This is a genomic window from Micromonospora vulcania (assembly GCF_042658605.1).
Taxonomy (GTDB): Bacteria; Actinomycetota; Actinomycetes; order Mycobacteriales; family Micromonosporaceae; genus Micromonospora; species Micromonospora vulcania.
In genome coordinates this window covers 215,671-228,142 of record NZ_JBHSQS010000002.1, presented here as the reverse complement: position 1 = coordinate 228,142, position 12,472 = coordinate 215,671, and the positions used below count along the sequence as shown (strand labels likewise).

The following is a 12,472-nucleotide window of genomic DNA, read 5'->3' as shown; positions in this document are numbered from 1 at the left end:
ATGCTGGACACCCGTCGGCGACAACGCGACGAATATCGCGGTACGTCCGTTATGCACGGGTGTCGGGATCTACGCCGCGTGCGCTGCCACCCGCCCGGCGGTCCTGGCTGCCCGGGGTCCTCACCGTGCTCGCCGTCGTGGCGGGCGTCGGCTACCGGCTGGGCCTGCTGCTCTCGGACGCGCCGCCGACGAACAGCGACGAGGCCACCATGGGTCTGGCCGCGCTGCACATCGCCCGGGGCCAGGACTTCCCGATCTGGTTCTACGGCCAGCAGTACATGGGCACGCTGGAGGCGTACCTGGCCGCACCGGTCTTCGCCCTGACCGGCGGGCCGTCACTGCTCGGCCTGCGACTGCCGGTGCTGGCGCTGTACGCGCTGTTCCTGCTGCTGACCTGGCGGCTGACGCTGCGGTTGACCGGGGACCGCTGGTTCGGGCTGCTGGTGGTGGCGCTGCTCGCCCTCGGCTCGGACCGGGTGGTCAAGAACCAACTGATCGCCGGCGGCGGCTATCCCGAGATGAACGCGGCCGGGGTGGCGCTGGCCCTGCTCGCCGTGGACCTGGCCGCCGGCCGGCCGGGTCGGCGGCTGGCCCGCTGGGCGGCGTGGGGATTCCTGGCGGGCCTGCTGGTCTGGGTCGACCCGCTGGTGCTGCCGTACGTCGCGGCGATCGGGGCGGTGCTGCTCGGTTTTCGCTGGCGGGAGCTGCGCGGAGCGGCCGGCGGGCTGCTCGGCGTCACCGTCCTGGTGGGCGCGGCGCCGATGCTGGTGCACAGCCTGGTGGCCGGTCAGGCTCCGCTGGACGCGATGCTCAGCGCCGGTGGGGCGGACGCCTCCGCCGGCTGGGCGGATCGGCTGCACGGCGGGTTGGTGCTCGGCCCGCCGCTGGGTCTGGGCTTCTGCGGGCCGGGGCGGTGCGCCACCTGGCAACTGTGGTGGGCGCTCGCCCTGCCGGTGCTGCTGGCGGTGGCCGCCGTCACCGCCTGGCGCTCCCTCCGCGCACCGACGAGGGCCGCTCCACCGGCGGATACGCGGGTCGCGGGGGCCGTGCGGCTGGCTCTCGTGCTGGCGGCGGCGGCCACCCTCGCCGCGTACACCGTGAGCAGCGCCGCCGGGCTCACCCCGGTGGAGAGTTCCCGCTACCTGTCCTGCCTGCTCATCTCGCTGCCGGCGCTGCTCTGGCCGGTGTGGACGGTGGCCCGGCGCGGTTTGTTCCGTCCGGCGACCGATCGACGTGGGCCGAGGCGGACGGTGCTCGGGTCGGTCGCGCTGGTGCTGCTCGTCGCCACCTTGGGCAGCACGGCGCACGCCACCTGGCGGGCGGCGCAGACCGCCCCGGCGACCCGGGCCGAAGAGGCCCGGCACGCCGACCTGGTGGCCACCCTGCGGCAGCTCGGCGTACGGCACGTCCGCGCCGGCTACTGGACCTGCAACCGCCTCACCTTCGCCAGCGCCGAGGACGTGGTCTGTGCGGTCGTCGACGACGAACTGCTCCCCGGCCTGGACCGCTACCCCGCGTACCGGCTGGCGGTGCAACGCTCGGCGGCGCCGCCGGCGTGGGTCGCTCCGGCCGGCTCGCCGCTGGCGGCCCGGCTCGACGAACGGATGCGCGCCGCACCGGGCGGCATGGACCTGGTCACCCTCGACGGCTGGCGGATCTACCGGCCGCGTGCCTGACCGGCCGAGGCGCGCCCGTCAACGGGGTACGGCCGGCTCGGTGAGCAGGCCGAGGCGGTGGGCCAGCGCCGCAGCCTCGACACGGTTGGTCACGTTCAGCTTGGCGATAATCCGGGACACGTGCACGCTGGCCGTCTTCGGGGAGATGAACAGCCGCTCGGCGATCTGACTGTTGCTGTGCCCCTCCGCGACCAGCAGCAGGACCTCCCGTTCCCGCGCGGTGAGCAGATCCGCGCCCGGCCGGCCCTGGGTCGCCCCGCGCAGGCCGACCCGCCGCGCCAGGGTGGCGGCCGCCTCGGCCAGCGTTGCGGCACCCAGTCGGGCGGCGATCTCGGCGGCCTCGGCCACCGCCGCGGACACCTCGTCCCGCTCGCCGACGGCGGCCGCCGCCTCGGCCAACGCCAGCAGACTCCGGCCCAGCGGGTACGGCTGCCCGTCGGCCCGCCACGCCCGCGCCGCGGCCCGCCACGCCGGCAGAGCCTGGTCGCCGGCCGCGAGCAGGGCGGTGACCTGGGCGGCGTGCGCCCGCGCGCCCGGATGCCGGGCGGGCAGGTCTGCGGCGAGCGCCGCGACGGCGGCGGCCAGCTCCCGGTCGCCCACCCGGGCGGCGGTACGCGCGGCGGCGCTGAGCACCGGCCAGCCCTCGCGGGGCAGCTGCGGCAGGCGGTCGTCGGCGAGCGCGACGCGGGCCGCCCGGACCGCCTCGATCTTGTCGTCGGTGGCCAACGCCGCCTCGATCGCCAGCTCGTGCAGGGGCAGCCGGTGGTTCGGCCACAGGTAGGGCCGGTTCAGGAAGGCCAGCGCACGGTCGACCAGCTCGTCGGCGGCCGGGTGCGCGCGGGCCAGCCGCAGCCCGGCGCCCAACTGGAGCCAGTGCAGCCCGGTCACGCCGGACAGGTCGATCCGGGCGGCCTCCGCGCACACCGCCTCGGCCTCGTCCCACCGGCCCAACGCGAGCAGCGCCTCGGCCCGGTTCGACAGCAGGTACGCGCCGGTGGAGCGGCTGATCCCGACCCGCCGCGCCTCGGCGACACCGGACTCGGCGGCTTCGGCGGACTCGGCGTACCGGCCCAGCTCGAAGAGCACGTCGGACCGGTACACCAGCGCGAGCACCAGGGCCGGCACGTCCCCCGCCGCGCGGGCCCGGGACTCGGTCCGCTGCAACTCGGCCACGCCCTGCTCGAGGTCCCGCTCGATACAGAGCAGGGCGATCTGGGCGGGCACCAACGCCAGCTCCGCGCCGAGCGCGGCGGCGTCGGTGCTCGCCTCGGCGGCGACCCGTGCCGCCTGCTGGGGGTCGATCTTGACCAGGTGGGCGGCGATGTCGGCGAGCAGCCGTACCCGCCGTATTCCGGCCGGCCCACCGGCCGCCAGTCGGTAGGCCCGATCCAGTTCGGCGGCACCGTCACTCTTGCCGAGCAGCGCCAGCAGCCGACCCCGCTGGTCGAGCAGGTGGGCGGCGCGCAGCGGCGCGGCGTCGGCGTCCACCTCGGCCAGGCCGGCCCGGGTCAGGGTCAGTGCCCGGCTGAAGTCGCCGGCCGTGATCGCCGCGTCGAGGGTCTGCTCCAGCAGCGCCAGGTGATCCATGCCGAGCCGGTCGGCGGCGTCCGGCACCAGCTCCCACAACTCCAGCACCCGCTCCAACAACCGACGCTGCTCGGCGTACGCGTACCGGTCGGCGGCGGCGCAGGCCGCGGTGCGGGCGGTGACCAGGGCCCGGGGATGGTCGTGCGCGGCGTACCAGTGGTGCGCGATCTCGGCCGGCGCCCGGCCGGCGGCGACCAGGTGCGGCTGGGCCTCGACGGCGGCGGCGAACCGGGCGTGCAGCCGGGCGTGTTCGCCGGGCAGCAGCTCGTCGTGTACGGCCTCGCGGACCAGCGCGTGCCGAAACTCGTAGTCGCCGTCCGGGTCGGCCACCACCAGCTGGGCGGTGATGGCGGCGCGCAGCGCGTCCTCCAGCTCCGCCTCGGGCAGCCCGGCCACCTCGGCGAGCAGGTGGTGGGCGATGCGGGTGCCACCGGCCGCGGCGATCCGCAGCACCCGCTGCGTCGGGTCGGGCAGCCGGTCCACCCGGGCGAGCAGCAGGTCCCGCAGCGTCTCGGGCAGGCTCGCGCAGCCGATCGGGTCACCGGCGGCGGCCAGCTCCTCGATGAAGAACGGATTTCCCTGGGTACGGTCGTGCACGTCGTCGACGGCGCGGGCGGCCGGCTCGGCGCCGAGCAGGTCGGCGAGGATCGCCGCGGTGCCGTCGCGGTCCAGCCGGCCCAGCTCGACCCGCTCCACGCCCCGGGCCCGGTCCAGCTCGGCGAGGAACGGACGCAGTGGGTGCCCGCGCTGCAACTCGTCGGTGCGGTAGGTGCTGACCAGCAGCAGCCGGCCCGGCCGTGCGGCCCGGACCAGGAACCCGATGAGGTCGCGGGTGGACCGGTCGGCCCAGTGCAGATCCTCGATCACCAGCACCAACGGCTGAACGTCGGCGAGCCGCTGGAACAGCTCGGCGACCAGGTCGAACAGGTATCCGCGCGGGGCCTCGGTGAGCGGCGCGGCGGTGGGGACGGCCAGCGCCGCCGGCATCCGGCCCAGCTCCGGCAGCAGGCGGGCGAACTCCGCCTCGTACCCGGCGAAGACCTCGGCGCCGTCGGCCCGCAGCACCGCGCGCAGGGCGGCGGCGAACGGGGCGAACGGCAGGCCGGCCTCGCCGAGCTCCAGGCACTGCCCGACGAGCACCCGCGCGCCGGCCTCGGTGGCGTGCCCGGCGAACTCCTCCAGCAGCCGGGTCTTGCCGACCCCGGCCTCGCCGCCGACCAGCACGGTGCTGGGCTCCCCGGTCCGGGCCCGGGTCAGCGCGCTCCGCAGCCCCGCGATCTCGCGCTGGCGGCCGATGAGGACGGAGCTGGCACCACGTACGGTCACGGGACCGAGCATGCCACGGCCGACCCCGCCGCCGGTCCCGCCGATCGGGCGGTGACCGGGCGACGGGGTGGTCGCGGCGGGGCCGGGCACGCCGGCCGGGCGGGCGGTCGGTGCGGCGGGCAGGGCGGTCGCGGTCACCGGCGGGCTTCGCCGCTGCGCGCGACCTGCTGGCGCCGACCCAGCCAACTGCGGCTGACGCGGCTGGTCAGCGACCGGGCGAGCCGGTCCGCCGCCGCCTCGGCGCGCAGCTCGGCGGCGTGGCTACGGTGCAGGGAGAGCAGGAAGTCTGCGTCGTTGCCGAACATGTCGGTCTCCTTCGTGCGTGGTCGTCATCTGCTGACGTTGACTCTTCGCGCGAAGGCACCAACCGGGCATGGGCACAGTGCCTGATCTTCCCGGGCCCCGCCCTCCTTACCCGGCCGTCGTGGGCGCGTACGGCGACGTAAGGTACTCAGCCGGCCGGGACCCGGACGCGGATCATCGGAGCGGGCGACGCCCACTAGACTCTGCGACATGGCAAAGCCCCAGGAGAAGGTCTCGTTCGGCCAGCGGCTGAAGCAGATCGGGATGGTGTTCCAGTTCACCGCCAAGCAGGACCGGTGGTTCGCGCCGCTGGTCGCCGCGGCGGTGCTCATCCCGCTCGCCCTCGCCGTGGTCGCGGTCATCCTCTGGAGCTGGATCTGGCTGCCGCTGGGCATCCTGTTCGCCCTGCTCGCGGTGCTGATCGTGCTCAACCTGCGCTCGAACAAGGCGATGATGAACGCCGCCGAGGGGCAGCCCGGCGCGGCGGCGCAGATCATGGAGAACATGCGCGGCGACTGGCGGGTGACCCCGGCGGTCAGCTCGACCACCCAGATGGACATGGTCCACCTGGTGATCGGTCGGCCGGGCGTGATCCTGCTGGCCGAGGGCAACCCGCAGCGGGTGCGCGGTCTGCTCGGCCAGGAGAAGCGGCGGCTGGCCAAGGTGATCGGCTCGGCTCCGCTGCACGACTACGTGATCGGGCAGGCCGAGGGCGAGCTGCCGATCCGCAAGCTGCGTACCACGCTGCTGCGGCTGCCCCGCACACTCAGCGGTAAGGACGTCAACTCGCTGGACAAGCGGCTCAAGGCGCTCACCGCCCGGCCGCAGATGCCCAAGGGCGCGATCCCGAAGAACATGCGGCCTCAGGGCGGCGCGTTCCGCCAGCAGCGGGGCCGCTGAGCACTGCGTCGCGTACGACGAAAAGAGCCGGCCCCCCCCGCGGGGCCGGCTCTTTCGTGTTGGGGGGTCAGCGGCGCGGCGCGTCGACGATGACGGCGTCGGTGAGCCGGTCGTGGTAGCCGCGACGGTGCTCGTCCATGATCAGCGCGGGCACGACGAGGGCCAGCAGCAGCCCGCGCAGCAGCCCTCGGAGCAGCCCGATCCGTCCGCCGTCGTGCCAGTTCAGGCAGCGGATCCGGGTGATGTACATGCCGGGCGTCTGCGCGAAGAGGCCGAGGAAGATGCCGTACTCCAGGATCAGCACGAGCACCGGCGCCCAGCCGTCGCTGACCGGGTCGGCGAAGATGTTGGCCACGAGCAGGGAGAGCACCCAGTCGATGATCAGCGCACCGAACCGCCGACCGAGGCTCGGCGGGGTGAAGGTCGGGTCGGTGGCCGGCGCTGCCGGGGCGTGCGGGTTGGTCACAGCGGTCAAGGGTATCCGCGCCGGGTTGGAGGGCTTCCGGTACCGCCCGACGCAGCGCGCCGAAACGGGCTAACCACATCAAGTGTCATTAGACTGGCACAGTCGGTACGGCGATCGTGGCGGACCGACAGCGTGGACAGGAGCGTCGCTGACGCTCCGCGAGGGACGTAACACGGCAGAAACAACGGAGACATGGCCGGGCAACCGCCTGGCCATAGCGTCGCCAGAAGCCTAGCCACCCCGTGGACGTGCCAGGAGGATGTGTGTTCGCCAATCCCGAGGAACTGCTGCGATACCTCAAGAACGAGGACGTGAAGTTCGTCGACGTACGTTTCTGTGACCTGCCCGGCGTGATGCAGCACTTCAACCTGCCGGTCGAGTCCGTCAACGACGACCTCTTCACCGACGGCCTCGCGTTCGACGGTTCGTCGATCCGCGGTTTCCAGGCGATCCACGAGTCGGACATGCTCCTGCTCCCGGACGTCGCCTCCGCGTTCGTCGACCCGTTCCGGGCGCAGAAGACCGTCGCGCTCAACTTCTTCATCCACGACCCGTTCACCCGCGAGGCGTACACCCGCGACCCGCGCAACGTGGCGAAGAAGGCCGAGGCGTACCTGGCGGCGAGCGGCATCGCCGACACCGCGTACTTCGGTGCCGAGGCTGAGTTCTACATCTTCGACTCGATCCGCCACGAGACCTCGGCGAACCAGTCGTTCTACTACATCGACTCCATCGAGGGCGCCTGGAACAGCGGCCGCGAGGAGCCGGGCGGCAACCGCGGCTACAAGACCGCCTACAAGGGTGGCTACTTCCCGGTGCCCCCGGTCGACCACTACGCCGACCTGCGCGACTCGATCGTGCGCCGGCTCGTCGACACCGGCTTCACCGTGGAGCGCTCGCACCACGAGGTGGGCACCGCCGGCCAGTCCGAGATCAACTACCGGTTCTCCACCCTGCTGCACGCCGCCGACCAGCTCCAGCTCTTCAAGTACATCGTGAAGAACGAGGCCTGGGCCAACGGCAAGACCGCCACCTTCATGCCCAAGCCGCTGTTCGGCGACAACGGCTCCGGCATGCACACCCACCAGAGCCTCTGGCTCAACGGTGAGCCGCTGTTCTACGACGAGACCGGCTACGCCGGCCTGTCCGACACCGCCCGCTGGTACATCGGCGGTCTGCTGCACCACGCGCCGTCGCTGCTGGCCTTCACCAACCCGACGGTCAACTCGTACCGCCGCCTGGTGCCGGGCTTCGAGGCGCCGGTCAACCTGGTCTACTCGCAGCGCAACCGCTCCGCCTGCACCCGCATCCCGGTGACCGGCAGCAACCCGAAGGCCAAGCGCGTCGAGTTCCGGGTTCCGGACCCGTCGGCCAACGTCTACCTGGCGTTCTCGGCGATGATGATGGCCGGCCTGGACGGCATCAAGAGCAAGATCGAGCCGCCGACGCCGATCGACAAGGACCTCTACGACCTCCCGCCGGAGGAGTGGGGCGACGTCAAGCAGGTGCCGGGCTCGCTGCCGGCGGTGCTCGACTCGCTCGAGGCCGACCACGACTACCTGCTCGACGGCGGCGTCTTCACCCCCGACCTGATCTCCACCTGGGTGGACTGGAAGCGGGCCAACGAGGTCGACCCGGTGCGCCTGCGCCCGACCCCGCACGAGTTCGCCATGTACTACGACTGCTGAGCAGTCACCCGTTCCACCGGCTGGGCCGGGCACGCTCACCTACCACCCTCCGATATACCTTCGCGTCCGTTATATTGGGGCCCATGGACACACCCCTGCGGGAACCAACGTTCCTGATCCTCACCGCACTCGCCGTCGAGCCGATGCATGGCTACGGGCTGATCAGCGAGGTCGCCACCCTCTCCGACAACCGTGTGTCACTGCGCCCCGGGACGCTCTACGGGGCGCTCGACCGGCTGGTCGACGCCGGCCTGGTCGACGTCGACCGGGAGGAGGTGGTGGACGGCAGGTTGCGCCGCTACTACCGGCTCTCCCCCGCCGGCGATGCCACGCTCAGCGCCGAAACCGAGCGGCTACGCCGCAACGTCGAGGCGGCCAGCGCCCGGCTGGCCCAGCGGGCTCGCGTCACCCGGCCGGTCACCCCGCGCGTGGCTGGAGGGCTGGCATGAGCGATCTGGAGCGCCGCTACCTGCGCCTGCTGCGCGCGTACCCCACCGACTACCGGAGGGTCCGGGGCGCCGAGATCGTCGGCACGTACCTGGACCTGGCCCAGCCGGGCCGCCACTGGCCGCTACCCGCGGACGTCGCGGACCTCCTGCGCGGCGGGCTCCGCCAGCGGGTACGCGCCGCCGGGGTGATCCACCTGGTCCCGGGCGTACGCCTCGCGGCCGCGGTGGCCCTGCTCACCGCCATCACGCTCGCTGGCATGTGGACGGTGCTCGAACTGCGCCCCGCACCGCCGGGCTCCGGTGAGCCGTCGGTCGGGCCGTTCGTCTCGCTCGGCATCGTGACGTGGGTCGGCTGGCTGCTCGCCGCGGCGGCGCACGCGCTGGCGCCCGGCCGGTGGCACCGACGCGCGGTCGCGCTCGCGGTGCTCCTCACGGTCGCGCTCGTCCCCGCCGCCGCGCTCACCGACCTGCCCCGCCCGCCGCTGTTCGTGCTGGTTCCTCAGTTCGGATTGGGGCTGGTGGCGCTCGGCGCGTCCCGCGAGCGGCCGGTGTCGCTGCGGGTGACACCGCTGGTCGCCGCCGCCGCCGGCCTTGCGTTGGCGGCGAGCTTGTCGCCGAGCAGTTTCGCCTGGACCTACCGCGCGGTGAGGGCGGATCTGATGTTGCAGAACACCGCCGTGGCGGTGCTCGCGGTGGCCATGCTGCTCGCCATGGGACTGGCGCTGCGCGGCGACCAGAGGGGCGGCTGGGCGGCCCTGATCCTGCTCACCCCGGTGGGCCTGCTGGCCCTGCAACCCCTGGCCGGGGCGGCGGACGGCAATCCGGCCGCATTCTCCCCGAACTGGACGGCGCTGGCCGCGACGGCTGGCCTGGTCGCACTGGTCGGCCCTGCCCTGCTACCGGTGGCCCTTGCCGTACGCGCCCGACTGGCCCGACCCTCCAGCCCCGGCCCGACGTGGAACGCCCACCGCTGACCGCCCACGCCCACACGGCCCCGGCCCCGGCCCCGGCCCCGGCCCCGGCCCCGGCCCCGGCCCCATGGTTGTAATCACACGCTGGCGCGGCGATTCTTCCGATTTGTTAGCCGCCGGCCTCGTGATCGTCCAAACGGGCCCCGGAGGTGGGCTGGGTGCGGGCCGCGCGCGACGCTCGTCCGTGGCGGGACGCGTACAGGAGAAACAGGAGCAGGGCGGTCATCGCCAGGGCGCCGGGGGCCTTGGTGACGCGTGCCAGGTTGGTGCCGTCGGGCAGGGCGAGGAACGCCGCCGCGGCGGCCGGCAGCACGAACCACGTCGTTCGGGTGGTGGTGAGGGCGAGCAACGCCAGCGGCCAGGTCGCGTACCAGGGGTGGAAGACCGGGGACAACACGACCGTGGCGGCCAGCGCCAGCCCGGCACCGTACAGCGCGGCCCGGGGGCGCAGTGCCTCGATCCGCGTCACCCGGTGCCGGACCTCGTTCAGTCCCCGCAACGCCCGCCAGGCCCGCCACCAGAGCACCACCAGCACCCCCGCGAGCAGCAGCAACGCCGCCGCGCGGGTCACCGGGACCGCGTCGGGCTTGCGGCCGAGCAGAGCGCCGGCGTAATCCACCACGAAGCCGACCGCGGTCGGCGGTGACGTCCACTGCTCGGAGTCCCCGCTGCGGGTCAGCCCGGCCACCCAGCCGAACCCGAGACCGGACAACGCCGAGGTGCCCAGCAGGGCGGCGAGCAGCCCGCGCGCCACCCAGCCACCGTCGCGCAGCAGCGCCCGTACGGTGTACCGGCCGTGCACCGCGGCCAGCGCGGCGAACGGCACCACCACCACGGCGCTCGCCTTCACCGTCACCGCCAACCCGAGCAGCACCCCGCCGAGTAGCAGCGCCACCGGCCGACCCGGTCGGCGGAGCACCACCAGCAGCCCACACAGCAGCAGACCCAGCATCACCGCGTCGTTGTGCGCCCCGGCCACCAGGTGTACGCCGACCAGCGGAGCGGCCAGCGCCAGCCAGGCGGCCCGGCGAGTCGGCACCCCGGCTGCCCGGGCCAGTCCGGGCAGGCAGAGCGCGGCCAGCAGCAACCCCGCCACGGCGATCACCCGCAGCAGCACGATCGTGCCGGTGAGCCCGCCGCCGAGGCTCACCGCGAGCGCCGCGAGCAGCACGAAGACCGGCCCGTACGGTGCCGGGGTGTCCCGCCAGATCGGCGCCACCGAATCCAGCCACGGGCAGCCAGCCGCCGCCACACCTACCGCGTACGGGTCGACGCCGTGCGCGTACGTCCAGCCCTGGCAGGCGTACGAGTAGACGTCCCTGCTGCCCAGTGGCGGCGCGACCAGCAGCGGCAGCGTCCAGAGCCCCGCGGTGGCGTACGCCCAGCGGCCCGACGGCGCACCCGCGCGCAGTGACCACCAGGCCCCGACCAGCAGCGCCGTGCCGACCAGCCAGCAGGTCAACGTCGCCGGGCCGTCCGGGGAACGCCAGATCGACGCCGGTGTCGCGCCCAGCGGGGCGTCGGGCAGCGCCCCGCCGGCCCGGCCGGCGATGGTGAGCAGGACCGCGCCGGCCAGACCGGCGTAACGGGCGACGCGCGGGCCGGCTGAGGCAGCGGCGGACGGGGTCGGCGCGGCGCCGGGAGCGGTCACCGGCGCACCTTCCCTCAGTTCGTGGCGACCGGCGTCCGGGCCGCCCGAGCCGACCGTACCAACCGGATGACCAGCACGATCACCAACAGCGTCATCAGTGGCGCACCCACCGACTTGGTGTAGCGGGGCAGCCCGGTGCCGTCCGGCAGCACCAGGAACGAGGCGACCAGGGCCAGCACGGTGAACCAGCCGGTGCGTCGGGCGGTCGCCGCCAGTACGGCCAGCGGCCAGATCCAGTACCAGGGGTGGAACAGCGGCGCGAGGACGACCGTGGCGGCCAGCGCGAGGCCGGCGTACCAGAGCGGCTCCCGGTTACGGGCCCGCCACCAGAGCCAGACCAGCACCACCGCCAGCACGGCCATGCCGATCCCCCGGGTGACCGGCAACGCGTCGATGTGTCCACCGAACGGCACCGCCAGGTAGCCGACGGTCTGCCCGATCGCGGTGGACGGCGAGGTCCAGGCGATCACGTCGCCGCCCCGGGCCAGCCCGCCGACCCAGCCGAAGTCCAGCCCAGCGGCGAAGGTCACCCCGACCACGACGGCGACCGCGCCGCCGACCACCCACCCGCCGTGCCGGATCAGCGCCCGGATCGAGTACCCGCCGACGATCGCGACCAGCGCGGCGAACGGCACCACGACCAGCGCGGTCACCTTGATCGCGGCGGCCAGTCCGAGTAACGCGCCACCGGCGAGCAGCGGCCCGGGGCGACCCGGACGGGAGGCCACCACCGCCAGCCCGGCGACCAGGAGGCCGACCATCAGGGCGTCGTTGTGCGCGCCGGAGACCAGGTGCACGGCGACCAGCGGGCAGGCCAGCGCCAGCCAGATGGCCCGGCTCGCCGGTACGCCGGCCCTGCGGGCCAGCACCGGCAGGCCGAGCGCGGTCAGCGCCACCCCGGCCACCGCGATCAACCGGAACACCACGATCGCGGCGGTGAGCGAGCCGGTGGCCTTGACCACCGCGCCGGCGAGCACCACGAACAGCGGCCCGTACGGCGCCGGGGTGTCCCGCCAGATGTACGAGATGGTGTCCAGCCAGGGGCAGGGCAGCGCGGAGACACCCTGCTCGTACGGGTTGATCCCGGCGGCGTAGCTGGCGCCCTGGCAGGCGTACGCGTAGACGTCCCGGCTCTCCAGCGGCGGCGCGATCAGCACCGGCAGCAGCCAGAGCCCGATGGTGACCAGCGCCCAGCGGGTCGACGGCACCTGCTCGCGCAGCGACCACCAGGCGCCGGCCAGCAGCGCGGTGCCGACCAGCCAGGCGGCGATGACCAGCGGCCCGTTCGATCCCTGCCAGATGCTGACCGGGGTGGGGCGCAGGGGTGAGCCGGGCAGGGCGCCGCCGAGGAAGGCGGCGACGGCCAGGAGAGCCGATCCCGCCACTCCGGTCCAACGCGCGAGGTGGTGAGGCACGCCGGACATGCTGCCAGTACGGTTGTCGCGGTACGGAGGT

The 12,472-nt window shown here is 73.9% G+C and carries 10 protein-coding genes; 5 read left to right on the top strand and 5 right to left on the bottom strand.

Translation table 11 applies throughout. The features are described from left to right. The first annotated feature begins 59 nt into the window (after positions 1-59). Complete coding sequence (locus ACFQGL_RS03655) at positions 60-1,676, top strand: hypothetical protein (protein WP_377505262.1); 1,617 nt, start codon at positions 60-62, stop codon at positions 1,674-1,676. Between the two features lie 18 nt (positions 1,677-1,694). Here ACFQGL_RS03655 and ACFQGL_RS03650 read toward each other — a convergent pair whose 3' ends face one another. Both ACFQGL_RS03650 and ACFQGL_RS03645 read right to left on the bottom strand, forming a co-directional pair. Next, positions 1,695-4,727 carry a helix-turn-helix transcriptional regulator gene (locus tag ACFQGL_RS03650; RefSeq protein WP_377505259.1) on the bottom strand — a complete coding sequence of 1,011 codons (3,033 nt, stop codon included), beginning with the start codon at positions 4,725-4,727 and terminating at the stop codon, positions 1,695-1,697. Beyond that, entirely contained in the window at positions 4,724-4,894 is a 171-nt protein-coding gene (locus tag ACFQGL_RS03645) for a hypothetical protein (protein WP_377505256.1), read from the bottom strand. Before ACFQGL_RS03645 ends, ACFQGL_RS03650 begins: the two co-directional genes overlap by 4 nt. Before the next feature lie 208 nt (positions 4,895-5,102). Here ACFQGL_RS03645 and ACFQGL_RS03640 point away from each other — a divergent pair, with 208 nt between their 5' ends. Next, positions 5,103-5,792 carry a DUF4191 domain-containing protein gene (locus ACFQGL_RS03640; protein ID WP_377505253.1) on the top strand — a complete coding sequence of 230 codons (690 nt, stop codon included), beginning with the start codon at positions 5,103-5,105 and terminating at the stop codon, positions 5,790-5,792. Positions 5,793-5,859: 67 nt separating this feature from the next. Here ACFQGL_RS03640 and ACFQGL_RS03635 read toward each other — a convergent pair whose 3' ends face one another. Next, entirely contained in the window at positions 5,860-6,258 is a 399-nt protein-coding gene (locus tag ACFQGL_RS03635; protein ID WP_377505250.1) for an RDD family protein, read from the bottom strand. A gap of 263 nt (positions 6,259-6,521) precedes the next feature. On the opposite strand from ACFQGL_RS03635, the gene glnA reads away from it, so the two are divergent. From glnA to ACFQGL_RS03620, 3 genes are all read left to right on the top strand, one after another. Continuing rightward, on the top strand, positions 6,522-7,946 hold the full coding sequence (gene glnA, locus ACFQGL_RS03630; RefSeq protein WP_377505247.1) for a type I glutamate--ammonia ligase: 1,425 nt from the start codon (positions 6,522-6,524) through the stop codon (positions 7,944-7,946). A gap of 83 nt (positions 7,947-8,029) precedes the next feature. Continuing rightward, positions 8,030-8,395 carry a PadR family transcriptional regulator gene (locus ACFQGL_RS03625; RefSeq protein ID WP_377505244.1) on the top strand — a complete coding sequence of 122 codons (366 nt, stop codon included), beginning with the start codon at positions 8,030-8,032 and terminating at the stop codon, positions 8,393-8,395. After that, positions 8,392-9,369 (top strand): hypothetical protein, encoded by a 978-nt coding sequence (locus ACFQGL_RS03620; protein ID WP_377505242.1) that lies wholly within the window; start codon positions 8,392-8,394, stop codon positions 9,367-9,369. Before ACFQGL_RS03625 ends, ACFQGL_RS03620 begins: the two co-directional genes overlap by 4 nt. 106 nt (positions 9,370-9,475) lie before the next feature. Here the strand turns inward: ACFQGL_RS03620 and mptB (ACFQGL_RS03615) are convergent, their stop codons facing one another. Together mptB (ACFQGL_RS03615) and mptB (ACFQGL_RS03610) are read right to left on the bottom strand one after the other, a co-directional pair. Next, positions 9,476-11,017, bottom strand: coding sequence for a polyprenol phosphomannose-dependent alpha 1,6 mannosyltransferase MptB (mptB, locus tag ACFQGL_RS03615; RefSeq protein WP_377505239.1), 1,542 nt, complete (start codon positions 11,015-11,017; stop codon positions 9,476-9,478). Between the two features lie 14 nt (positions 11,018-11,031). After that, on the bottom strand, positions 11,032-12,432 hold the full coding sequence (mptB, locus tag ACFQGL_RS03610) for a polyprenol phosphomannose-dependent alpha 1,6 mannosyltransferase MptB (protein WP_377505236.1): 1,401 nt from the start codon (positions 12,430-12,432) through the stop codon (positions 11,032-11,034). Positions 12,433-12,472: the final 40 nt, after the last annotated feature.

Coding starts and splice junctions, on each gene's coding strand:
- ACFQGL_RS03645 (WP_377505256.1), bottom strand. CDS start 4,894: ATGTTCGGCAACGACGCAGACTTCCTGCTCTCCCTGCACCGTAGCCAC.
- ACFQGL_RS03640 (WP_377505253.1), top strand. CDS start 5,103: ATGGCAAAGCCCCAGGAGAAGGTCTCGTTCGGCCAGCGGCTGAAGCAG.
- ACFQGL_RS03625 (WP_377505244.1), top strand. CDS start 8,030: ATGGACACACCCCTGCGGGAACCAACGTTCCTGATCCTCACCGCACTC.
- ACFQGL_RS03620 (WP_377505242.1), top strand. CDS start 8,392: ATGAGCGATCTGGAGCGCCGCTACCTGCGCCTGCTGCGCGCGTACCCC.